The 23,084-nt window shown below is 62.3% G+C and carries 20 protein-coding genes; 11 read left to right on the forward strand and 9 right to left on the reverse strand.

What is annotated here, in order from left to right; genetic code table 11:
- Positions 1-17: 17 nt before the first annotated feature.
- Positions 18-1,604 (forward strand): ABC-F family ATPase, encoded by a 1,587-nt coding sequence (locus CWC48_RS26920; protein ID WP_028616043.1) that lies wholly within the window; start codon positions 18-20, stop codon positions 1,602-1,604.
- 223 nt (positions 1,605-1,827) lie between these two features.
- The gene (locus CWC48_RS26925) at positions 1,828-3,003 is read left to right on the forward strand and encodes an MFS transporter (protein WP_100490827.1); all 1,176 of its coding nucleotides are present in this window, start codon (positions 1,828-1,830) and stop codon (positions 3,001-3,003) included.
- Here the strand turns inward: CWC48_RS26925 and CWC48_RS26930 are convergent.
- A complete protein-coding gene (locus CWC48_RS26930) occupies positions 2,997-4,034 on the reverse strand; it encodes a dienelactone hydrolase (protein WP_078048295.1) in 1,038 nt (345 codons plus the stop codon). The two genes, CWC48_RS26925 and CWC48_RS26930, sit on opposite strands and share 7 nt — an antisense overlap.
- A 207-nt stretch (positions 4,035-4,241) precedes the next feature.
- Positions 4,242-4,853 (reverse strand): FMN-dependent NADH-azoreductase, encoded by a 612-nt coding sequence (locus CWC48_RS26935; protein WP_100490828.1) that lies wholly within the window; start codon positions 4,851-4,853, stop codon positions 4,242-4,244.
- Between the two features lie 86 nt (positions 4,854-4,939).
- Between CWC48_RS26935 and CWC48_RS30290 the strand changes: the two genes are divergently transcribed.
- Positions 4,940-5,095 (forward strand): hypothetical protein, encoded by a 156-nt coding sequence (locus CWC48_RS30290; RefSeq protein WP_157806785.1) that lies wholly within the window; start codon positions 4,940-4,942, stop codon positions 5,093-5,095.
- Here the strand turns inward: CWC48_RS30290 and CWC48_RS26940 are convergent.
- Complete coding sequence (locus CWC48_RS26940; protein ID WP_100490829.1) at positions 5,077-6,003, reverse strand: AraC family transcriptional regulator; 927 nt, start codon at positions 6,001-6,003, stop codon at positions 5,077-5,079. The two genes, CWC48_RS30290 and CWC48_RS26940, sit on opposite strands and share 19 nt — an antisense overlap.
- 157 nt (positions 6,004-6,160) lie before the next feature.
- On the opposite strand from CWC48_RS26940, the gene CWC48_RS26945 reads away from it, so the two are divergent.
- The 3 genes from CWC48_RS26945 to CWC48_RS26955 all read left to right on the forward strand — a co-directional run bounded on the left by CWC48_RS26945 (position 6,161) and on the right by CWC48_RS26955 (position 8,914).
- Complete coding sequence (locus CWC48_RS26945; RefSeq protein ID WP_100490830.1) at positions 6,161-7,540, forward strand: NAD-dependent succinate-semialdehyde dehydrogenase; 1,380 nt, start codon at positions 6,161-6,163, stop codon at positions 7,538-7,540.
- Positions 7,541-7,652: 112 nt separating this feature from the next.
- Positions 7,653-8,561 (forward strand): LysR substrate-binding domain-containing protein, encoded by a 909-nt coding sequence (locus CWC48_RS26950; protein ID WP_078050915.1) that lies wholly within the window; start codon positions 7,653-7,655, stop codon positions 8,559-8,561.
- Positions 8,558-8,914 carry an MmcQ/YjbR family DNA-binding protein gene (locus CWC48_RS26955; RefSeq protein WP_099491236.1) on the forward strand — a complete coding sequence of 119 codons (357 nt, stop codon included), beginning with the start codon at positions 8,558-8,560 and terminating at the stop codon, positions 8,912-8,914. The genes CWC48_RS26950 and CWC48_RS26955 overlap by 4 nt, the downstream gene beginning before the upstream one ends.
- A gap of 700 nt (positions 8,915-9,614) precedes the next feature.
- Here the strand turns inward: CWC48_RS26955 and CWC48_RS26960 are convergent.
- Positions 9,615-9,998 (reverse strand): DUF1294 domain-containing protein, encoded by a 384-nt coding sequence (locus CWC48_RS26960; protein ID WP_078048290.1) that lies wholly within the window; start codon positions 9,996-9,998, stop codon positions 9,615-9,617.
- Positions 9,995-10,825, reverse strand: coding sequence for an undecaprenyl-diphosphate phosphatase (locus CWC48_RS26965; protein WP_078050914.1), 831 nt, complete (start codon positions 10,823-10,825; stop codon positions 9,995-9,997). The genes CWC48_RS26960 and CWC48_RS26965 overlap by 4 nt, the downstream gene beginning before the upstream one ends.
- Before the next feature lie 220 nt (positions 10,826-11,045).
- On the opposite strand from CWC48_RS26965, the gene CWC48_RS26970 reads away from it, so the two are divergent.
- From CWC48_RS26970 to CWC48_RS26985, 4 genes are all read left to right on the forward strand, one after another.
- Positions 11,046-12,680 carry a methyl-accepting chemotaxis protein gene (locus tag CWC48_RS26970; protein ID WP_100490831.1) on the forward strand — a complete coding sequence of 545 codons (1,635 nt, stop codon included), beginning with the start codon at positions 11,046-11,048 and terminating at the stop codon, positions 12,678-12,680.
- Between the two features lie 148 nt (positions 12,681-12,828).
- Complete coding sequence (gene pnuC, locus CWC48_RS26975) at positions 12,829-13,392, forward strand: nicotinamide riboside transporter PnuC (protein ID WP_100490832.1); 564 nt, start codon at positions 12,829-12,831, stop codon at positions 13,390-13,392.
- Entirely contained in the window at positions 13,389-13,910 is a 522-nt protein-coding gene (locus CWC48_RS26980) for an AAA family ATPase (RefSeq protein WP_100490833.1), read from the forward strand. Before pnuC ends, CWC48_RS26980 begins: the two co-directional genes overlap by 4 nt.
- A gap of 69 nt (positions 13,911-13,979) precedes the next feature.
- Complete coding sequence (locus CWC48_RS26985; protein WP_100490834.1) at positions 13,980-15,485, forward strand: FAD-dependent oxidoreductase; 1,506 nt, start codon at positions 13,980-13,982, stop codon at positions 15,483-15,485.
- Here CWC48_RS26985 and CWC48_RS26990 read toward each other — a convergent pair.
- Positions 15,482-16,276, reverse strand: a complete 795-nt coding sequence (locus CWC48_RS26990; protein ID WP_078048285.1) for an exodeoxyribonuclease III — start codon at positions 16,274-16,276, stop codon at positions 15,482-15,484. The two genes, CWC48_RS26985 and CWC48_RS26990, sit on opposite strands and share 4 nt — an antisense overlap.
- A gap of 121 nt (positions 16,277-16,397) precedes the next feature.
- The gene (gene ggt, locus CWC48_RS26995) at positions 16,398-18,122 is read right to left on the reverse strand and encodes a gamma-glutamyltransferase (RefSeq protein ID WP_100490835.1); all 1,725 of its coding nucleotides are present in this window, start codon (positions 18,120-18,122) and stop codon (positions 16,398-16,400) included.
- Positions 18,123-18,283: 161 nt separating this feature from the next.
- Here ggt and CWC48_RS27000 point away from each other — a divergent pair, with 161 nt between their 5' ends.
- Positions 18,284-18,931 carry a TetR/AcrR family transcriptional regulator gene (locus CWC48_RS27000; RefSeq protein ID WP_078048283.1) on the forward strand — a complete coding sequence of 216 codons (648 nt, stop codon included), beginning with the start codon at positions 18,284-18,286 and terminating at the stop codon, positions 18,929-18,931.
- A 121-nt stretch (positions 18,932-19,052) separates the two neighbouring features.
- Here the strand turns inward: CWC48_RS27000 and CWC48_RS27005 are convergent, their stop codons facing one another.
- The gene (locus tag CWC48_RS27005; RefSeq protein WP_100492472.1) at positions 19,053-22,580 is read right to left on the reverse strand and encodes a molybdopterin cofactor-binding domain-containing protein; all 3,528 of its coding nucleotides are present in this window, start codon (positions 22,578-22,580) and stop codon (positions 19,053-19,055) included.
- A 5-nt stretch (positions 22,581-22,585) separates the two neighbouring features.
- Entirely contained in the window at positions 22,586-23,068 is a 483-nt protein-coding gene (locus CWC48_RS27010) for a (2Fe-2S)-binding protein (RefSeq protein ID WP_100490836.1), read from the reverse strand.
- Between the last annotated feature and the right edge of the window lie 16 nt (positions 23,069-23,084).

Consider the following 23,084-nt stretch of genomic DNA (forward strand, 5'->3'; position numbering starts at 1 on the left):
ATTGATAGGTAAAGTAATTGATCTCCACAGCTAACATCACCATGCAGTTCGGCGCCAAGCCGCTCTTCGAGAATGTCTCGGTCAAGTTCGGCGCCGGCAACCGTTATGGTTTGATCGGTGCCAACGGTTGCGGCAAGTCGACCTTCATGAAAATCCTCGGCGGTGACCTCGACCCGTCCGGCGGCCAGGTCATGCTGGAGCCGAACGTACGCTTGGGCAAACTGCGCCAGGACCAGTTCGCCTACGAAGAATTCACCGTGCTCGACACCGTGATCATGGGCCACGAAGAACTGTGGAAGGTCAAGGCCGAGCGCGACCGCATCTACTCGCTGCCGGAAATGAGCGAAGAAGACGGCATGGCCGTGGCCGAGCTGGAAACCGAATTCGCCGAAATGGACGGCTACACCGCTGAATCCCGTGCCGGTGAACTGCTGCTGGGCCTGGGCATTCCCCTGGAACAGCATTTCGGCCCGATGAGCGAAGTGTCCCCAGGCTGGAAACTGCGCGTGCTGCTGGCCCAGGCGCTGTTCTCCGATCCTGAAGTGCTGTTGCTCGACGAACCGACCAACCACTTGGACATCAACACCATTCGCTGGCTGGAAAACATCCTGACCCAGCGTTCCAGCCTGATGATCATCATCTCTCACGACCGTCACTTCCTGAACAGCGTGTGCACCCACATGGCTGACCTGGACTACGGCGAGCTGCGCCTGTTCCCGGGCAACTACGACGAGTACATGACCGTAGCGACCCAGTCCCGCGAGCAACTGCTGTCGGACAACGCCAAGAAGAAGGCACAGATCTCCGAACTGCAATCCTTCGTCAGCCGCTTCTCGGCCAACGCCTCCAAAGCCAAGCAGGCCACTTCCCGTGCCAAGGCGATCGACAAGATCCAGTTGGCCGAAGTCAAGCCATCGAGCCGCGTGAGCCCGTTCATCCGTTTCGAGCAGAACAAAAAGCTGCACCGTCAGGCAGTCATGGTCGAAAAAATGGCCAAAGGCTTCGACGGCAAGCCGCTGTTCAAAGACTTCAGCTTCCAGGTTGAAGCCGGCGAGCGCGTGGCGATCATCGGCCCGAACGGTATCGGCAAGACCACCCTGCTGCGTACCCTGGTCAACGAACTGACCCCGGACGCCGGCAGCATCAAGTGGACCGACGCTGCAGAACTGGGCTACTACGCCCAGGACCATGCGCACGACTTCGAAGACGACGTGACCCTGTTCGACTGGATGGGTCAGTGGACCCAAGGCGAGCAAATGATCCGTGGCACCCTGGGTCGCATGCTGTTCTCCAACGACGAGATCCAGAAGTCGGTCAAGGTGATTTCCGGTGGTGAGCAAGGCCGCATGCTGTTCGGCAAGCTGATCCTGCAAAAGCCGAACGTGCTGATCATGGACGAACCGACCAACCACTTGGACATGGAATCCATCGAGGCGCTGAACCTGGCGCTGGAGAACTACCCAGGCACGCTGATCTTCGTCAGCCACGACCGTGAGTTCGTATCGTCTTTGGCCACCCGCATCATCGAGTTGAGCGCTACTGGCGTGATCGACTTCAGCGGCACCTATGACGACTACCTGCGCAGCCAGGGCGTGGTGTTCTAAGCACCGCGCGCCGAATAAAAAACCCCGTCCTACGACGGGGTTTTTTATTGGGAATGCATGCCCTGTAGGAGCCCGCTTGCGGGCGATGGCGTCGTTGAAATCGCCATCGCCCGCAAGCGGGCTCCTACAGTTTCAGGTCCATCCGGGTTTATCGTTAGGCAGCTTCCTTTTCTCTCCTCCCCTTGCCATGATGCCCTCACCGCCCGCCCGCGAACGAGTGCCCATGTCTGCCGCCGCCCCCAGCTCACTGTCGATCACCCTGCAGATCGTCTCCATCGTCTTCTATACCTTCATCGCGTTTATCTGCATCGGCCTGCCGATTGCGGTCATCCCAGGCTATGTGCATGAGCAACTGGGTTTCAGCGCCGTGGTAGCCGGGCTCACGATCGGGTCGCAATACCTCGCCACCCTGCTCAGCCGTCCCATGGCCGGGCGCATGTCCGACACGGTGGGTACCAAGCGCGCGATCGTGCTGGGGCTGGCCGGGATTCTGCTGAGTGGCGTGCTGACGTTTATCGCCACGCTGATGGACAGCCTGCCGTCGTTGAGCCTGGGCATCCTGATCGTCGCCCGGCTGTTGCTGGGCGTCGCCCAGGGGTTGATCGGCGTGGGCACCATCAGTTGGTGCATGGGCGCGGTCGGTGCCGAGCATACGGCGCGCTCGATTTCGTGGAACGGCATCGCCTCCTACGGCGCCATCGCCATTGGTGCGCCGTTGGGCGTGGTGATGGTGGCCGACTATGGCTACAACAGCCTGGGCATTGCGCTGTCGGTGTTGTCGGCATTGGGCCTGCTGCTGATCCGCAACAAGCCTTCGGTGCCGGTGGTGCGCGGGGAGCGCTTGCCGTTCTGGGCGGTGTTCGGGCGTATCGCGCCGTTCGGCGCCAGCCTATGCCTGGCCTCGATTGGCTACGGCACGCTCACCACCTTTATCACCCTGTACTACCTCAATCGCGGCTGGACCGGCGCGGCGTATTGCCTGACGGTGTTCGGCGTGTGCTTTATTCTGTCGCGGTTGGTGTTCATCTCCGCTATCAGCCGTTTCGGCGGCTTTCGCGCAGCGATTGCCTGCATGACCATCGAAACCCTGGGCCTGACCCTGCTGTGGCTGGCACCCTCGACGGGCGTGGCATTGATTGGCGCCGGGCTGACCGGCTTTGGCTTGTCGCTGGTGTACCCGGCCCTGGGTGTGGAGGCCATCAAGCAGGTGCCCAACAGCAGCCGTGGCGCCGGGCTCAGTGCGTATGCGGTGTTCTTTGACCTGGCCCTGGCGATTGCGGGACCTTTGATGGGCGCCGTGGCCCTGAACCTCGGCTACGGGTGGATCTCCTTCTGCGCAGCGCTGCTGTCGGTCACCGCCCTGGCCTTGACCCTGTCGCTCAAGCGTCGCGCTTACTGATCAGCCGTCTGCATACCGGCGCGGGTGGATTGGCCCAGGGTGTGGCTGAAAAAACGCCCCGCCTCGGAAATCAGATCACGGTGAATGCCTTCGCGGTCGACACCGTCAGCGTCGGTGCAGATCGCCGGCATCGCCGCCAGTTGATCGCTGTCGCACGGCGCCATGAACACGAAGTGCCCTGCTCCGGCCAGCAGCTTGAAGTCCGGCGGTTCCGGCAGCTTGCGCGCCAGGGCCGCTGCGTTCTTGTCCACCGCCACCAGCTTGTCGCCGTCGCCGCTGTAGAGCAGCACCGGCACATGCACGTCGGCCAGGGTGTGGCGACCGAACATCAGGCTCAGTGGCGCCATCAACATCAAGGCATGAATACGCGGGTCGGATTGCGGTTGCAGGTCGTCACGGTCCACCACCAGTTCGCCCTTGGTGGTGCAGGCGTCGCGGTCTTCCGGGCGCTCCTGGCAGTAACGGCGCAAGCGGTCGAAATCCGGCTTGGCACCGGCCAGGATCAATGCAGTCTCGCCGCCGGCTGAATAGCCGATAACCCCCACCTGGTCGACATTGACGAACGGCGATAGCATCGGATCGCCCAACGTGGCGGTGATTGCTTCGGAAATCTGGATAGGCCGGCCATACAGGTTGCTTACCGTGCCCAGTCGGCTGTGGTCCTTATAGTTGTCGCCAGGGTGCAGCACCGCCACCACGACGAAACCCTTGCGCGCCAGCGATGTGGCCAGGTCGTGCAGGGCCAGGGGCGTGCCGGTGTTGCCGTGGGACAACATCAGCATTGGGAAGCGGCCGATGGCGATCTTCGAATCTTCGGTGGCGGCGACGTGGTACGCGCCCAGTTGTGTGGTGTGCTCAAGGCCGGTGGACGGGTAAAAGGCCACGGCTTTCATCGGCTGCAGGTCCAGCGGATCAAGAAACGTCATGCGATGGAAGCCCACACTCCAATGCGGGTGCGGCGCAGGTGCAGCGTGCACTGAAATCAGGCTGCCGAGCAGAGAAAGAACCATAACAGCACAAAGACGCATCATGGGGATGTCCACCTTTGCTGCGTGAGAACCGACATATCGAAGAAACGTCCAGGTTGTTAAACCCATGCTTGCACAACCTGGGCCAAAGTAATGACAGCGGGTAAACGAAAAAACTCCGTACTCCGGTCGTTTTGAGGCGAGCAGAATACAGAGTTTAGGCGCCCGGCTTCAGATTGAAACCGAGGAAAGGCGAAATTTACACAAGCCTTACGCGGCGGCGAACAATTGTTCGTTGATCAGTACGTTGGCGTCGTTCAGGGCCTTGCTGCGCACTTCGTCACCGTAGGCCAGGCCTTCGGCACGCACGATTTCAATGTCGGTGATACCGAGGAAGCCGAACAGCAGCTTCAGGTAGCCTTCATGGGCGGCGCCGGACGCTTGACCGGCATGCAGGCCACCGGCCGTGGACACGATGATGACTTTCTTGTTGCCGCACAGGCCTTCGGGGCCGGCTTCGCTGTAGCGGAAGGTCTGGCCGGCGACGGCGATGCGATCGATCCAGGCTTTCAACTGGGTTGGAATAGTGAAGTTGTACATCGGCGCACCGACCACGACGGCATCGGCGGCGAGGAATTCAGCCAGCGTCGATGCACTCAGTTCGGCTTCGTGTTTCTGCGCGGCATCACGCAGTTCGGCAGCGGTGCCCAGGGCGCCCAGGGTCGCGCCGGAGAAGTGGTTGATGCCTTCGCTGGCCAGGTCGCGGTAAGTCACTTCCAGGCCCGGCTCCGCCGCTTGCCAGGCCTTGACCACAGCCGCGCTGAGCTGACGGGAGGCCGAGTTGTCGCCGAGGATGCTGGAATCGATATGCAACAGTTTCATGGGTGAACTCCAAGTGAGGATCGCGACGTGGCGATCAAGTGGAGTTGATCCTACAGATGATCCGAATAAACGATTAGAGGGCTCAAATGCGACTGTTTGTCCCGCTGATGAGACAATCCAACCAGCTCTGGCTTTCAGTCGGCACCCGCTACTACAACAAGGCCAGGCTGGCGCTGAATGCGAGCACCTTCGGCGTCTCCACCGCCCATGTCGGGCACCCTGCTCAGTGGGACGACACGTAAATCGACGCCGACGTAGGCGCCGGCAATGCATAGGTGCGCTTCATCCACTGGATCTCCTCCTGGGGCGTGCGGCCAAAGAAGCGCTTGAACTCGCGACTGAACTGCGAAGCGCTTTCATAGCCGACCTTGGCACAGGCCGAGGCGGCGGTGATATCGCTGCGCAGCATCAGCAACCGTGCCTGGTGCAGGCGCGTGGACTTGAGGTACTGCATCGGCGAGGTGTCGGTGACCGTGCGAAAATGCGCGTGAAAACTCGGCAAGCTCATCATCGCTTCCTTGGCCAGTTCCTCTACGTCCAGGTGCTGCTCATAGCACCCATGGATCTTGCGAATCGCCCGCGCCACCTTGCCGAACTGACCTTGGCGATTCAAAGCGGCGCGCATCGAACCGCCCTGCTCGCCCGTAATGATCCGGTAGTAGATTTCGCGCATCAGCGCCGGGCCGAGAATGTGCGCATCCATCGGCACGCTCATGGCCTCCAGGAAGCGCAACAACGACTCACTGAGCAAGTCATCCATGGGCGACGAATACATGCCCCGAGGCTTGGCTTCGACCAACGCCGGAAAGTCATCCAGCGCCACCATCAACTCTGCCGCAACGGTGAAGTCCAGGCGCAGGTACACCGCCAGCATCGGCTCGGCTTCGCTGGCGTCGGTCTCCATGGTGAAGGGCACCGGCACTGACACCACCAGATAGTGCTGGGCGTCATACAGGTAAATCTCATCCCCCAGGAAACCGCGCTTGCGCCCTTGGCAGACGATCACGATGCCTGGGTCGTACAGCACCGGCACGCGGTGCAGTGGGCGGTTGGACCGCAGGAAGCGCACGTCATCCAATGCGCTCAGGTTATAGCCTTCGACGGGCGCCAGGGTGCCCATCAGCTCGATGATTCTGTCTGTACGGTCCATGGTCGCGGGCCCTTGGGTAAAGCGCCACGGTACCCCGTGACCGGCACCGACGCTACGGACTTATAGGAATAGGCAATCAGCACATTGGAATGGATATTCGCTCGAACACCGCATGCCCGTAGCCTGAAACCGTACTTTCAGCCCTCGGAGATCCCCCATGCTTATCGTCTACAACCCTGCCACTGGTGAAGAAATCGGCCGTATCGCCAAGAACAGCGCAGACGAGGTCAAGGCCGCCGTCGACCGTGCCTGCACCGCGTTCCCCGAATGGTCCTCCAGGCTCGCCAAGGAGCGCAGTGACCTCCTGCGCCGCTGGCACGACGCGGTGAAGGCTGACAAAGAAGCCTTCGCCGAACTGCTCTGCCGCGAAAACGGCAAATGCCTCAGTGAAGCCCGCGGCGAAATCGACTACGGCCTGGGCTTTATCGAGTGGTACGCCGAGGAAGCCAAGCGCGTCTACGGCGACACAATCCCCACCCACGACCGTAACGCGAATGTGGTGGTGACCAAGGAAGCCATCGGCCCGGTGGCCGCCATCACGCCCTGGAACTTCCCGTTCATGATGATCACCCGCAAGGTCGCCACTGCCCTGGCCGCCGGTTGCACCATGGTGATCAAACCCGCCGAAGACACCCCGCTCACCGCCCTCAAGCTGCTCGAATACGCCCGCCAGGCCGGCATCGCGGAAGGTGTGCTGGAGGTGGTGGTGGGCGACCCCAAGGAGATCGGCCTGATCCTCACGGGCGACCCGCGCATCCGCAAGATCTCCTTCACCGGCTCCACCGGCGTCGGCAAATTGCTCGCTGCACAATGCGCGGCGAGTATCAAGAAGATGACCCTGGAGCTGGGCGGCAACGCGCCGTTTATCGTGTTCCAGGACGCCAACCTGGATGAGGCGGTGAAGGGACTGGTCAGCGCCAAGCTGCGCAACTCCGGCCAAGTGTGCATCTCACCGAACCGGATCTTTGTGCAGCACAGCATCCTTGAAGACTTCGTCCAGCGCGTGAAGCAAGCCGTGGCCGAGATCGAAGTGGACCAGGGCCTGCGCGAAGGCTTCGTGGTCGGCCCGCTGGTCAATCAACTGGGTTTTGACAAAGTCGTGCGCCTGGTGGAAAACGCCAAGGCCGCCGGCGCCAAGGTCTTGATGGGGGGCAAGCCTCACGCCAAAGGCGGCCTGTTCTACGAGCCGACGGTGTTGACCGGCCTGCAGGACGATTCTCCGCTCGCGACCGAGGAGATCTTTGGGCCGGTGTTTGCGATCTATTCCTTCAAGGACGAAGACGAAGTGATCGCCCGTGCCAACCAGACCGAATACGGCCTGGTCGCCTATGCCTACACCAGCGCGCTGGGACGGTCGTTGCGCCTGTCGCGTCAATTGGAAGCCGGCATGGTGATTCTCAACTCAGGGTCGGTGGGCACTGCGTCGGTGCCGTTTGGCGGGATCAAGCAATCGGGTTATGGCCGTGAAGGCAGCTATTACGGGATCGAAGAGTACGTGCATGTGAAGTATGTGTTGATGGCGGGCGCGCAGTTCTAGGCAGTCCCGTCGGGAAAAAGCCAACGCCCACAAGGTGCTGGCTTTTTTTCTGGTGGATTTGCACACGCTAGGCGCGGATAGTTCGTCCCATTGACAGGACAATAGGTTGATCATGCAAGACCTTAACGACCTCTACTATTTCGCCAAAGTCGTCGAAGCCGGTGGCTTCGCCGCAGCCGGGCGACTGCTGGGGATTCCCAAGTCGCGGCTGTCGCGGCGCATTGCCGAGCTCGAGGAACGTCTCGGTGCACGCCTGCTGCAACGCACCACCCGCCAGTTGACCCTCACCGCCGTCGGCGAGCGCTACCTGCGGCATTGCCAAGCGATGCTGCTGGAAGCGGAAATGGCCGATGAGGCGGTGGCCAGCATGTCCAGTGAACCCCGCGGGCGACTGCGGGTGAGCTGCCCGGTGGGCATGGCCCAGCACATCCTGCCGGAGTTGGTCGCGGGTTTTCTCGCCGCCCACCCGCAGGTGCAGCTGGAGATGACCCTGGTCAACCGCCGTGTCGACCTGGTGGCCGAAGGCATTGATGTGGCGTTGCGGGTGCGCGAACTCGGCGATGAAGACCCGCTGCTGGTCACCAAACGCCTGCGTCAGGCACAGACCGTACTGGTGGCCAGCCCCGCGCTGATGCTCGGTCGCCAGGTGGCAACCCTGGACGACCTCAAGCAATTGCCGATCCTCGGCGCGCTGGAGGCGGACCGCTTGGTGCATCAACGCATTCTCGATCCCCAGGGCAACGCTCACGACTTGGCAATGGAGGCCCGGCTGGGGATTGACGACTTTATCGTGCGCAAGGCCAGCGCCATCATGGGCCTGGGCTTTACCGTCTTGCCGATGATGTACTGTGAAGAAGAACTGGCCAGCGGCCGGTTGGTGCAATTGCTGCCGGAATGGTCCTTGCCGGGTGGCTGGCTGCAAGCGGTGTACCCGCATCGCCGTGGCGTGTTGCCGGCCATTCGTGCCTGGATCGATTACCTGGAAGAAGGGTTCAAAGGATGTGGAGACCGCCTGTTATGAAGATGACTGAAGCCCAAGTCGCGACGTTTTGCCTGAGCCTGCCGGGCGCGCGGGAAGACTACAAGTGGGGTGGTGTGCGGGTGTTTTCGATTGCGGGCAATAAGATGTTTGCGCTGCAGAATCTGCGCGGTGAGTCGTTGGCGTTCAAGGTGGACAAGGAGTTGTTCCTGGGGCATGTGGATCGCCCAGGTATTCACCCGGCGCCGTATCTGGCGCGGGCGCAGTGGGTGATTATGAATACGCCCTATCCGTTGGGGGCTGAGGAGTTGCGGGGTTTGTTGCGGCGCTCACATCAGTTGGTGGTGAGTAAGTTGCCAAAGCGCACGCAGGTTGGGTTGTTGCTGGAGGCGTAGGTATTCGGGTATGGCGAGGGGCCTGACAGCCGACCACTCTCCAACTGTCACCCCGCGACTCAAAAATGTGGGAGCTGGCTTGCCTGCGAAGACGGCCTGACAGCCGACCACTCTCCAACTGTCGCCCCGCGATTCAAAAATGTGGGAGCTGGCTTGCCTGCGAAGACGGCCTAACTGCCGACCACTCTCCAACTGTCGCCCCGCGATTCAAAAATGTGGGAGCTGGCTTGCCTGCGAAGACGGCCTGACAGCCGACCACTCTCCAACTGTCGCCCTGCGATCCAAATGTGGGAGCTGGCTTGCCTGCGAAGGCGGCCTGACAGCCGACCTGGATGCTGGATCTGATCGGGTACATATCCGTTATTTAGGTAAAGGCTTCTATTGGTTCCGCCCTTACGGCGGCTCACTTTGGAAAAGCCCCAAAGTAAGCAAAGGGCTCTTGCCCCAACACTCGGCACCTCGCCTAGGCTCGGTGTGCCCGTAATCCGCCAGGTATTTGGGGGGCCGCCGCCACGCGCCATCCATGGCGCGGGGCGGCTAAACCGGCATCCCTGCCGGTTTACCCCCCAAATCCCTGTCGAATTCCGGCCAGCGTGTTTGACGGGGCGCCTAGGATCAAGATCAAAAGCCAGATCAACATCAACAGCGGCTCGCTTCGCATCGTGGTTAGCGTTGGGTGTTGTTAGAGCGTTGTGTCGGCCTATAGGACTGACCACAGCGTGCCGCCCAGGAACAGTTGGTCCAACCAGAACACTTGATGCAACAGCACGATCACCCAGAACAGCACTTGATAAGACACCTTCCGCGTCTTGTGCCGGAATACTTGCTGGGCAATCAGCGCGCCTGGCCAGCCGCCCGCGAGTTCGACGGCGTGGAGGATGTTTTCCGGGGTGCGCCAGCTGTCGCTGCGTGCCTTGCGTTTGTCGCTCCAGTAGAGGAAAAACGCGATGACGCTGACTACGCCATAGGCCGCCAGTGGGATGACGGTTTCGCCGCGTTGCCACGCCAGTACCGAGCCCAGTAATGGCGCTGCGCATAGCAGCAGAAAGATCGCCGCTTTCAGGCGTGGGTGTTGGAGGGTCATGCCTTGGCGGCCGCCCAGTCGATCCAGCCGAACTGCCAGGTGGCCAGGATCAGCAGGCCGAATGCGATGCGGTACCAGGCAAACGCGGCGTAGCTGTGGCTGGCAATGAATTTGAGCAGGCCCTTGACGGCAATCATCGCGAAGATGAAGGAGGTCACGAAGCCGATGGCGAACACCGGCAGGTCCGCGGGCTGGAACAGGTCACGGTACTTGTAGCCCGAATACACCGCCGCACCGACCATGGTCGGCATTGCCAGGAAGAACGAGAACTCGGTGGCGGTCTTGCGGGACAGGCCAAAGAGCAGGCCGCCGATGATGGTCGAGCCGGAGCGCGAGGTGCCCGGGATCATCGCCAGGCACTGGGCCAGGCCGACCTTGAGCGCGTCTTTCCAGGTGATGTCGTCGACGGTTTCGGCGTGTACTTCGTGCTGGCGGCGTTCGGCCCACAACATGATGATGCCGCCCACCACCAACGCCGTGGCCACGGTGATCGGGTTGAACAGGTAGTGGTGAATCAGGTCGGCGAATATCACCCCCAACACCACTGCCGGCAGGAAGGCGATCAACAGGTTGACGGTAAACCGCTGGGCCTTGCGCTGGGTCGGCAGCCCGCTGACCACTTCGAAAATCTTGCCGCGAAACTCCCACACCACCGCCAGGATCGCGCCCAGCTGGATGATGATGTTGAAGGCGTTGAAACGGTCGCCGGTAAAGTCGAGCAAGTCGGCAACGATGATCTGGTGGCCGGTACTGGAGATCGGCAAGAACTCGGTAAGCCCCTCCACAATGCCAAGAATCAATGCCTGAATGGCGGTCCAAAAATCCATGCTTCCCCCAAAGGTCATGCTCAACGGCATGCCTTATTAATCTTTTTTAGTGGTTCACTGACGACAGAGGCCGGTGCTGATTTTCAACGCCGGCCTGCAAAAATTTCGTGAAAAATCAGACGGTACTCAGGTTTTGCGATTACAGGCCGAAAGCCTATCAGACAAGTCGGAAAAGTCGATGCAGCCCCCACAATTATAAAAAGCACGGAGTGACAGGACGATGAACAGTTTGCGCAATATGTCGATCAGCCGGCGCCTGTGGCTGATCCTGATAGTCGCCGTGCTGATGCTGCTGGCCCTGGGTTTGCTGATGCTCAAGCAGATCCATGACGACCTGTACCAGGCCAAGCGCCAGCAGACCCAACACGTGGTCCAGACCGCCAGCGGGATCCTGACGTTTTATCACAGCCTCGAAACCACCGGCGTGATGACCCGCGACGCCGCCCAGAAGCAAGCCTTGAGCGCGGTACGCGGCTTGCGCTACGACCATGACGACTATTTCTGGATCAACGACCTCACGCCCGTGATGATCATGCATCCGGCCAACCCCAAGCTCGATGGCCAGAACCTCTCGGCCATTCGCGACCCGGACGGGTTTGCCGTGTTCAATGAGTTCGTGATCCTGGCCAAGGCCAAGGGCGCCGGCATCGTCAATTATCGCTGGCCCAAGCCCGGGGCCGACGCGCCAGTGGCCAAGACCTCGTATATCCAGCTGTTCGAACCCTGGGGCTGGATTATCGGCTCCGGCGTGTATGTGGATGACGTGCAGGCCGAGTTCAGCGGCCAGGTGTGGAAAGCTTCGTTCATCGGCCTGGGGATCGCGCTGGTCATGGCACTGCTGGTGTCACTGATCGCGCGCAGTATCGTGCGGCCTTTGCAGGATGCGGTGAACGCTATGGGCAACATTGCCAGCGGCGAAAGCGACCTGACCCGCAGCCTCGACACCCATGGCCGGGACGAAGTCACCCAGCTGTCACAACACTTCAACAGCTTCACCGCCAAGCTGCGCCAGGTGGTGAGCCAATTGCAGGTGTGCGCCAACGCCCTGGGCCAGTCCTCGCAGGAGTTGGGCAACAACGCCACCCAGGCTCACGACCGCAGCCAGCAACAATCGCAGCAGATGGAGCTGGTGGCCACCGCCATCAATGAAGTCACCTACGGCGTGCAGGACGTGGCCAAGAACGCCGAACACGCCGCCAGCGAAATGCGCGACGCTCAGGCCCAGGCGCAACAAGGCCAGGTCAATATCGACGGCAGCCTGCAGCAGATCGACCAGCTCTCCGGCACCATCAACCAGGCGGTGGAGGTGATCCGCACCCTGTCCGCCGAAAGCACCCAGATCGGCAGCGTACTTGAAGTGATCCGCTCCATTGCCGACCAAACCAACCTGCTGGCCCTCAACGCCGCGATTGAAGCTGCCCGCGCCGGTGAACAAGGCCGTGGCTTTGCCGTGGTGGCCGATGAAGTGCGGCTTTTGGCCCAGCGCACGCAAAAATCCACTGCCGAGATCCAGGGCATGATCGAACGCCTGCAAGGCCACTCGGAAGCGGCAGTCAAGGTCATCAGCGACAGCCACAGTGCCTCGCAACTGACCATCGAACAGGCCGGCCAGGCCGGTGCCAGCCTGACTGCCATCGGCCAGGCCCTGCGCAACCTCAACGGCCTCAACGCCTCGATTGCCAGCGCCACCCTGCAACAGGCCCATGTGGTCGAAGACATCAACCAGAACGTCACCCAGGCCGCCGGTCTGTCCCACAGCACCGCGTTGGCGGCGGAACAGTCGAGCGTGGCAAGTGCGCATTTGCGCGGCCTGAGCGACCAACTCGACGGGCTCTTGCGCCAATTCAAAGTCTGACACCCCACTTGTAGGAGCCGGCTTGCCGGCGATAAGGCCCTTGAGACCCGCGCAAGACTCAAGGCCGCCATCGCGGGTAAGCCGGCTCCTACAAAGGATCATCTTTGGTTACAATCCCCGCCCTCTCCCACGCTCCCAAGGAACCCTCATGTCCGGGCTTGAACTGTTCGCCGCCGCCCTTGGGGTGATCGCCGTCTGGCTGACGGTCAAGCAGAACCCATGGTGCTGGCCCATCGGGCTGGTGATGGTGTTGCTGTACATCTGGGTGTTCTTTGACGTGAAACTCTATTCCGACATGCTCTTGCAGGTGGTCTATGCCGCGCTGCAGGTCTACGGTTGGTGGCAGTGGACCCGCGCCGGCGCGGTCAAGCAGGGCCGGCAGGTGACCAGTCTGGGCGTGCCGGCCATCCTCGCCAGCCTGGCGGTGGGCGCCCTCGGCAGCCTGTTGCTTGGCGCCGCCATGGCGCACTGGACCGACGCGGCGCAACCCTGGCTCGACGCCGCCCTCACCGGTTTCAGCCTGGTGGCGCAAATGTGGATGGCGCAAAAGCGCGTTCAGTGCTGGCCGCTGTGGATTGCCGTGGATGTGATCTTCGTCGGGCTGTTCCTCTACAAAGGCCTCTACCTCACCGCCGCGCTCTACGCGCTGTTTACTGTGATTGCCGTGCAAGGTTGGCGTGAATGGCGCACTGACCCGGCGCTGCACGCATGAAGGTGGTGGTACTGGCCGGCCCGGAGTCCAGCGGTAAAAGCTGGCTGGCGGCGCAGCTGCAAGCGCAGTTCGGCGGGCTGATGGTGGGCGAATACGTGCGGTACTTCATCGATCACCATCAACGCGACACCACGCTGGCCGACATCCCGGACATCGCCCGTGGCCAACTGGCCTGGGAAGACGCCGCGCGCGCCAAGCAACCGCAGTTGCTGATCCTCGACACGCACCTGCTGACCAACAGACTCTGGAGCCAAACCCTGTTCGGTGACTGCCCGGCCTGGCTCGACAGTGAACTGCTGGCACGTCACTACGACCTGCACCTGCTGCTCTCGCCGGAGGATGTGGAGTGGACCGCCGACGGCCAACGCTGCCAACCGGAACTGGCGGACCGCCAGGCGTTTTTCCAGGCCAGCCTGGACTGGATGCGGCAGCACCACCAACCGTTCTTGGTGATCGGTGGAGATTGGGCACAGCGCCGGGTCATGGCCTTCGCCGCCGTGACGAAGTTATTGGCGTAGCGACCGACCATCGGGCCGACGCAGTTCATGGCCATGCCCGTCAGTCAACCTTCTAAAGGAGACTGACCCATGAATATGCGTATCGTTGCCCGCCTGATCAACCTGCCTGAAAACCGCGGTGTGCGTGTCGAGACCGCGACGCACCCCATGTTGCTGGTCCGCGTCGGCGACCAGGTCCGGGCCTTCCAGGCCGACTGCCCGCACGCGGGTGCACCGCTGGAGAAAGGCGTGATCTGCGCAGGCCGCATCGTGTGTCCCTGGCACAAGGCCGCGTTCGCCGTGGACAGCGGCGCCGTGCAGGAACCGCCGGCGCTGGTCGGGCTCAGGCAATACCCGGTGCAGGTTCACGATGGCGTGGTGAGTGTCGGTGACGAGCCCATCAGCGCCGAGCTCACGCAGCCCCGCGAGGACACGCGCTGTTTTGCCGTAATCGGTGCAGGCGCCGCCGGTGCCGCCGCCGTGGCCACCCTCAAACGCCAAGGGTTTGCCGGGCGCTTGCTGTGGATCGACCGCGAACAGCAGCCCGCCTACGATCGCACCGCCCTGAGCAAATTCGTGATTGCCGGTGAAATGGCAGCCGAAGACACCCCGCCCCTGCTGGACGAGAGCGCGAACATTCACGGCGAAGTGCAGCGCCTGGACGCCATCGGCAAGCGCATCGAATTGGCTGATGGCCGCCAGTTCGACTACGACGCCGCACTGGTCGCCACCGGAGGCAACGCACACCCCCTGGATATCCCCGGTGCCCAGCTCAATAACGTGTTCGTGCTGCGCAGCCGCGAAGACGCCGCGCGTATCAGCGCGGCCGCAGACCACGCCACCTGCGCGGTGATCATCGGTGACAGTTTTATCGGCCTGGAGGCGGCGTCGGCCCTGCGTCAACGCGGCCTGGTTGTGCAGGTGGTCAGCCGCCACACCATCCCGCTGGCAGCGCAACTGGGCAAGCGCATCGGCGGCGCCCTGCGCCAGTTGCACCAAGACCACGGTGTGATCTTTCACAGCAACACCGAGCCCGAACGCCTGGACGGGCATGGCGCCGTGAGTACGGTGCTGTTGAAAAACGGCAATCGCCTGGCGGCCGACCTGGTGTTGATGGGCGTCGGCGTAACACCCGCCACTGCCTTTATCGACGGCGTTACCAAAGCCGAGGACCAATCACTTGTCGTCGATGATCAACTGCAGGCTGCCCCGGGCCTCTGGGCCGCCGGCGACAACGTGACCTTCCCCTGGCAGCACCAACCCACGCGCATCGAACACTGGCGCCTGGCCCAACAGCTCGGCGTGCTGGCGGCGCGCACTATGCTCGGTGACACCCAGGTGTACGCCGACGTGCCGTTCTTCTGGACCTACCACTTCGACAAGACCTTCGAGGTGCTCGGCCACCCGCAGCACTGGAACCGACTGCACCTGGAGGGCGACCTGCAACAGCATGATTTCATCGCCCTGCTCTGCCATGACGATCAGGTGGAAGCGGTGATTGCCTGCGCACACCCGCAAGCGATGGCGCGCCTGTCACAACGCATGCAGCAGCCCCTGGGCAAGACCGAAGCCCTCGAACTGATCCGCAGCCATTAGCGTTTTTTACGTGTGCCCAGTTGAATCCACGTCGGCGCATGGTCGCTAGCGTGGGGCTCGTTGCGCACCCAGGCATCCACGCCGGCGTCTTTCAGATAAGGCGCGAGCGCCGGGTTGAGCAACAGGTGATCGATGCGCAGGCCTGAATTGGTTTGCCAGTGCTGACGGAAGTAATCCCAGAAGGTGTAGACGCGCGCCTCTGGGTAAAGGTGGCGCACCGAATCGGTCCACCCTTGGTCCAGCAGGCGCTGGTAAGCCTCGCGGCTTTGCGGTTGCAGCAAGGCATCCTTGAGCCAGGAACGCGGGTTGTAGATATCCCGGTCAGTGGGCACCACGTTAAAATCCCCGGCCAGGAGCACCGGATGCTCACTGGCTTGCAGCGCCTTTGCATAGGCAATCAAGCGTTCGAACCACGCCAACTTGTACTCAAACTTCGGCCCGGGTTGCGGGTTGCCGTTAGGCAAATACAGGCAGCCGACCAGTACGCCATGCACGGCAGCCTCGATATAGCGGCTTTGCGTGTCGCTGTCATCACCGGGCAAACCGCGCCGGCTTTCCAGCGGCTGGGCATCCCGCGCCAGGATCGCTACCCCGTTCCAGGACGCTTGCCCCAGGCAGATCGCGCCATAGCCGGCGGCTTCGAAGTCGGCATAGGGGAATAGGCTTTCGGCGGCCTTTAGCTCCTGCAGGCACACCACATCGGGCTGTTCCCGCGCCAGCCATTGCAGCAGGTTCGGCAGCCGGGCACGAATGCCGTTGATATTGAAGGTGGCGATTTTCAGGGCTTTCATGGGGTCCGGTCCTTCCAGGGCTCTTGGGGTAGAGCCCTGGAGAGGAACGGATGTTCAATCCGCACACCACAACTGTTGGAGCGGGCTTGCCCGCTCCCACCGCTTTTTACTGCGTCAGGCCTTAATAGCCGAGCGACAGCCCGGTGTTGCGACGCGGATCATTCGCCCCATAGAAACGGTTGTTACCCACCGGCTTGCCACCCAGGGAAGGTGCGCCGACCAGGATTGCCGCCAAGTGGTTGGCATCCTGTGGACCGGCGAACTTATGGCCCCAGCTTTCGAGGATCTTCTGGGTATCCGGGCTGACCGCGAAGGTCTCCAGGTTGGTGGTTTCCGGCATCCATTGCTGGTGGAAACGTGGCGCGTCCACGGCTTCCTGGATGTTCATCTTGTAGTCGATGACATTCAGGATCGTCAGCAAGGTAGCGGTGATGATGCGGCTGCCACCCGGCGTACCGACCACCATCACGGCCTTGCCGTCCTTGGTCACGATGGTCGGGCTCATCGACGACAGCGGCGCCTTGCCGGGTGCGATGGCATTGGCTTCACCCTGGACCAGGCCGTACATGTTCGGCACACCAACCTTGACGGTGAAGTCATCCATTTCATCGTTGAGGATCACCCCGGTCTTGCTCGCCATCACGCCCGCACCGAACCAGTCGTTGAGGGTGTAGGTGACCGACACCGCGTTGCCCCACTTGTCGACGATGGAATAGTGGGTGGTGTTATTGCCTTCATGGGGCGACACGCCCGGCTTGATCGCCTGGGAGTCACCGGCTTTTTGCGGTTCGATGGCATCGCGCAGTTTTGCCGCGTAGTTTTTATCCAGCAGGTGCTCGATCGGGTTCTTCACGAAGTCCGGGTCGCCGAGGTAGCTGTTGCGGTCCACGTAGGCGTGGCGCATGGCCTCGATCTGGTAGTGCAGGCCCTGGGCCGAGTGATAGCCGAGGTCGGCCATCGGGTAACCTTCGAGGATATTCATGATCTGGCAGATCACTACGCCGCCGGAGCTTGGAGGCGGTGCCGAGACCACGTGGTAGCCACGGTAATCGCACTCGATGGGCGCCAGTTCGCGGGTCTTGTACTTGTCGAGGTCAGCCTGGGTGATGATGCCCTTGCCGGCCTGGCTGGAGTCCACCAGGGCCTTGGCGACCCAGCCTTTATAGAAACCGTCGCTGCCCTTGGCCGAGATTTCCTTGAGGGTCTTGGCCAGGTCTTTCTGCACCAGCTTCTGGCCCACCTGCATTGGCTGGCCGTTGTGCAGGAAGATGCCGCGCATGTCCTTGTCTTTTTCGAACTCGCCGGTAGCGGTGTGCAACAGGTCGATATCGCCCTGCTCCAGGGCAAAGCCGTTTTCGGCCAGTTTGATCGCCGGGGCGATGACCTGGGCGCGCTTGAGGGTCCCGTATTTGCTCAGGGCCAGCTCCATGCCCGAGACGGTGCCCGGTACACCCACGGCCAGGTGGCCTTTGGCGCTGAGGCCTTCGATGACGTTACCGTCTTTATCCAGGTACATATTGGCGGTGGCCGCCAGCGGGGCTTTTTCGCGGAAATCGAGGAAGGTCTTGCGCCCGTCCGCCAGCTGCACGGTCATGAAACCGCCGCCGCCGAGGTTGCCTGCCGCCGGGTACACCACCGCCAGCGCATAGCCCACGGCCACGGCAGCATCGACCGCATTGCCGCCGGCCTTGAGCACATCCACGCCGACATGAGTTGCCAAATGCTGGGCCGTTACCACCATGCCATTTTCACCGGCCACCGGGGCCTGGGAAGCGGCTTGCACACCACTGACCGTCAACACCAGGGCTGTGGCAATCAAGGTACGGCTGAAGGGTTGGTATTTCATCCATGGCTACTCTAGTTATTAAGACGCACCAAAATAGCCCGACGCAGATTGAATCCCCAGCGCAATGGCGTTTTTATTACAGAACTTGTCGGTCACAGAACGGACCCGAAAAAGCCCATGCTATATTTCGCGCCCAGACTGTCTTGCAAGGCCCCTTTGACATGGCGATCAAGAAGACCGGCATCCGCGCCCAACAGGCCGACCAGACCCGCGCGCGCATCCTCCAGGCGGCGGTCAAGGTGTTCACCCGCGACGGTTATTCCGGCGGGCGCGTCGACACCATCTCCAAGGAAGCCGACTCCAACGACCGCATGCTTTATTACTATTTCGGCAGCAAGGAACACCTGTTCGTCTGCGTGCTGGAGCACACCTACGAGCAATTCAACAAAGCCGAAAGCAAGCTCAAGCTCAACCTCGACGCACCGGAGCAGGCCCTGCGTGACCTGGTGGCGTTTATCTGGAACTACTACGTCAAGCACCCGGAATTCGTGGCGATCCTGAGCATCGAGAACCTGCACCAGGGCAAACATGCCCAGCAGTCTGGGGAGATGCGCAGGTTGTCGGGGGAAGCCGTGGGCGTGCTTAAGCCGATCATCGAAGCCGGCCAGGCCCAGGGCGTGTTTCGCCAGGATGTGGACCTCAAGCACGTGTACTTGATGATTGCGTCGCTGTGCTACTTCTATAACTCCAACCGGCACACGCTGAGTTCGTTCCTTGGAGAAGACCTGGCGGACAAGGGGCAGCAGCAGGATTGGCTGGGGTTTATCAGTGATTTGGTGGTGCGTGGGGTATCTCCCATCCCCCTGTAGAAACGCAATCCAAATGTGGCAGCGGGCTTGCTCGCGAACGCGGAGTGCCAGTCGCTGCAGATGTTGACTGGACAACCGCATTCGCGAGCAAGCCCGCTCCCACAGTTTTTATCGCGCAGTGTCAGTGAGTACCGGGGTTGGCGCGCAGGTGGGCGACCTTCTGTTCCAAGCCACTCCACTGTGGCGCATTCGGCGCGAATTGCCCGCGCAGATAAGCCGCCAAATCCGCCACCTGGCTATTGGACAAACTGTCCTTGAAGCCCGGCATATACCCCAGGTCCTTGGTCGCCGGGTTGCTGATGCCTTGCAGAATCACCTTGATCAAATTATCCGGCTGATCGCTGTGCACATTGGTGTTGGTCGCCAACGACGGGCTTACCCCAAACAATTTCGGCCCCAGGCCGTCGGCATGGCAGGCCTTGCATGAGCCTTCGAATACCCGTCGGCCATTGGGATTTGGCACGGTGACGGCAGCGGCCACCTGGGCCTCGGCCGCCGCTTCGCCGTTAAGCGACGCCAGGTACACCGCCATGGCGCGGATATCCGCCTTGGGCAGTTTCGACAACTCGCTGACCACCGGCCCCATCGGGCCTGCCGCTACGCCGTGGGCATCGGAATAGCCGGTGCTCAGGTAAGTAAACAGTTGATCTTCGGTCCACGGCGTCGGCGCCTTCGACAGCCCCGTCAACGCCGGCGCCTCCCACCCATCGACCCTGCCGCCCGCCAAAAATGCCTTGCCGCCCTTCTCCGCGCCCAGCAGGTTGCGTGGCGAATGGCACGCGGCGCAGTGACCCAGGCCATTGACCAGGTAATTCCCACGGTTCCATTGCTCGCCGCGCTCAGGCTGCGGCGTGATTTCACCGCGCCGAAGATTCAGGGCGTTCCAGCCCGCCATCAACGGCCGGATATTGAACGGAAAGCGCATGGCATTTGGCGTCGGCGCCTGACTCACCGGCGCCTGGGACATCAGGTAGGCATACAGCGCCTGCATGTCCGCCTCATTGATGTTGCGAAACGCCGTGTAGGGAAACGCCGGGTACAGGTTGCGCCCGTCACGGCCAATACCGTCGCGCATCGCCCGCTCGAAGGCCGGGTACGACCAGGCGCCGATCCCGGTCTTCACGTCCGGGGTGATGTTGCTGCTGTACAGCGTGCCGAACGGCGTTTCCATGGCCAGCCCACCGGCATTGGTCGCACCACCGGACGCCGTGTGGCACACCGCGCAATCCCCCGCCGCCGCCAGTAAACGCCCGCGCTCCAGGGTGGCCTTGGACCAAGTGCCGGCGCTGGGCGGAGCAATTGGAGCGATTTCAGGGTGGAACGGCCAGGCTGTCGCCAGCACCGCGCCCAAGGTGGCGAACAGCGCGCCGAACCACCACTTCCTGCGTTTTTGCGGCGACTTGGCCGGTTCACCCAGGGTCGCGGCATTCAGTGCCGCCAGCACGCGCTCCGGGGTGATCGGCAATTCGCGAAACCGAATGCCGGTGGCGTCGTAGATGGCATTGGCGATTGCCGCCGCGCTGGGCACCGAGGCCGACTCACCGGCACCCATCGGCGGCTGGTCCTGACGCGGCATCATCATCACGTCGATCTTCGGCACTTCGGGGAAGGTCAGGATCGGATAGCCGCCCCACTCCTTGCTCGCCACCGTCGACTCTTCAAAGGTCACCCGCTCCTTCAACACCCGGCTGGTGGACTGGATCACGTTGCCGTGGATCTGGTGCTGCACCCCGGCCGGGTTGATCATCATCCCCGAGTCGTGGCCGATCACCACGCGCGTCACCGACACATCGCCGGTCTGCTTGTCGATGGCCACATCCGCCACCCACGCAGCCCAGGCCGCGCCGAACCCCGGGAACTTGCTGTGGATGTAGCGCGCGTAGGCAAAGCCACGGCCACGCAGCAGATGGTCCTCGTTGGCGGTTTGCATCGGCGCGGTGCGCGGTGCCCAGTTGGCGCGTTCGGCGGTGGATTTCACCAGGTCGATGGCGCGTTCGTCCTTGAGGTAACGCAGGCGGTATTCCACCGGGTCGACGCCGGCGGCGAACGCCAGCTCGTCAATATAGGATTCGTGGGCAAAGGTGTTGGGCAGGGCCGATACGCCACGCATCCACGAGGCACGCACGATGGGCGCCATATCGTTAATAGTCACGCGCAGGTTGTCGATGTCGTAGGGCGGGATGGACGTGCGGTCGCCCATCTCGAACATCGCCGCCACCGGCTCGACGCGGCCGGTCAGCAACAGCGCCAGGGTCGGCGCGCCGTTGGAGGGGTAACTGGTTTCAAAGTCGTAGGCGGCGATGCTGCCGTCGGCGTTGAGGCCGCCGTCCACCTCCATCAATTGCGCGGTGCCCTTGGGCTCCCACAGATGCTCCTGCTCGCGGGTCAGCTGCACACGCACCGGCTTGCCGACCGCACGGGACAACAGCAAGGCATCGGCGCATACATCGTCGGCGCAATTGCGCCCATAACAGCCGGCAGCCTCCATGCGGATCACATCGATCAGGCCTTCTTCGCATTCCAGCAACCACGCCAGGTCGGCGCGCAACAGGTGCGGGTTCTGGCTGCCCGACCACACCCGGCTGCCGGCCGGCGAGTAATCCGCCACGCTGCAGGACGGACCGATCGAGCCATGCATCTGGTAGGGCCACAGGTAACTGCGGGGCATGCGCTGGGTGGCATTGGCCAGGGCTGCATCCACGTCGCCCTGGTCGAGGACGGTGCGGCGCACGCGGGGGTTGTCGCGGATGGCCTGCTCGACATCGCTCATGTCCGGCAAGGCGTTGTTCCAGGGTTTCCACTGCACCTGCAGGTCGGCGGCCGCCTTGATCGCCTGCTCTTCCCGCAACGCCACCACCCCGACGAAATCGCGGATCACCACCACTGCGACCACGCCAGGGATGTGTGCGATGGACGCCTCATCCACACTCAGCAAGCTATTGCCGACAAACTCCCCGCAATCAAGCCCGGCATACGGCGGGCGAATCACCCGGCCATGGAGCATGCCCGGCACACGCATGTCATGTACGTAAGTCAACTCACCGGTGGCCTTGCCGGGGATATCCACGCGTGCGGCGCCCTTGCCTACCAGGCGGTAGTCCTCGACGGATTTCAGCGGGGCATCGCCGCTGATGCGCAGTTGGTCGTGCTGGCCGCTGACCAGTTCGCTGTAGGTGGTGGTGCGCCCGTCAGCGGCCTGGATAACGCCGGCGTCGACCTTCAGACTGCCGGTGCTCACGCCCCAGCGCCCTGCCGCCCGCGCCAGTAGAAACCGCCGCGCCTCGGCTGCCGCATTGCGCAGGGGCACGGCGGAGATCTGCAACGTGGCGCTGGCAATAGTCGCGCCCTGGTTGGGTACGCGCTCAGTGTCGCCGAGCACCATCTTGACCTGGTCCATCGCCAGGTCCAGCTCTTCGGCGACGATCTGCGCCAATGCGGTGCGAATGCCGGTGCCCAGGTCCACATGGCCATTGAACGCATACACCAGGCCGTCGTCGTTCACCGCAATGAACAGCCCCAGTTCCTTGGGTTTCACGGTGGGTGTGCCGCCCTTGGCCACCGGCCCCGAGGGCGGCAGTACGTCATCGACGATCAACAGGACGCCGGCCTTGGCCAGCCACTGGTCACGGGAAAGCGGTGTGTCGGTCATGGTCATCAATCCACAGTCATCAGGCGGGCGGCACGCAGCACGGCGCGCAGAATTTCGATATGGGTGCCGCAGCGGCAGAGGTTGCCCGACAGCGCGTTGCGCACCTCGGCTTCGCTGGGGTTGGGGTTACGGTCGAGCAAGGCCTTGGTGGTCATGATCATGCCGTTGAGGCAATAGCCACATTGCGCGGCCTGCTCGTCGATAAAGGCTTGTTGCACCAGGTGCGGCGCCTGGCGCGTGCCCAGACCTTCCAGGGTGACAATCTCGCGGCCTGCAGCACCCGACAACGGAAACACACAGGAACGGGCCGCCACCCCATCGATGATCACGGTGCACGCACCGCACTCCCCGAGGCCGCAGCCATATTTGGGGCCATTGAGTTCCAGGTCATTGCGCAGCACCAGCAACAGCGGCGTGTCCGCCATGGCGCTGACTTCGCTTTTTTGCCCGTTGACCTCAAGCGCTACCGTGATGTGCTGGCTGATCATTCGCTTCGCCCGTAAC

This window comes from Pseudomonas sp. S10E 269, from assembly GCF_002798465.1.
Lineage (GTDB): Bacteria > Pseudomonadota > Gammaproteobacteria > Pseudomonadales > Pseudomonadaceae > Aquipseudomonas > Aquipseudomonas pergaminensis.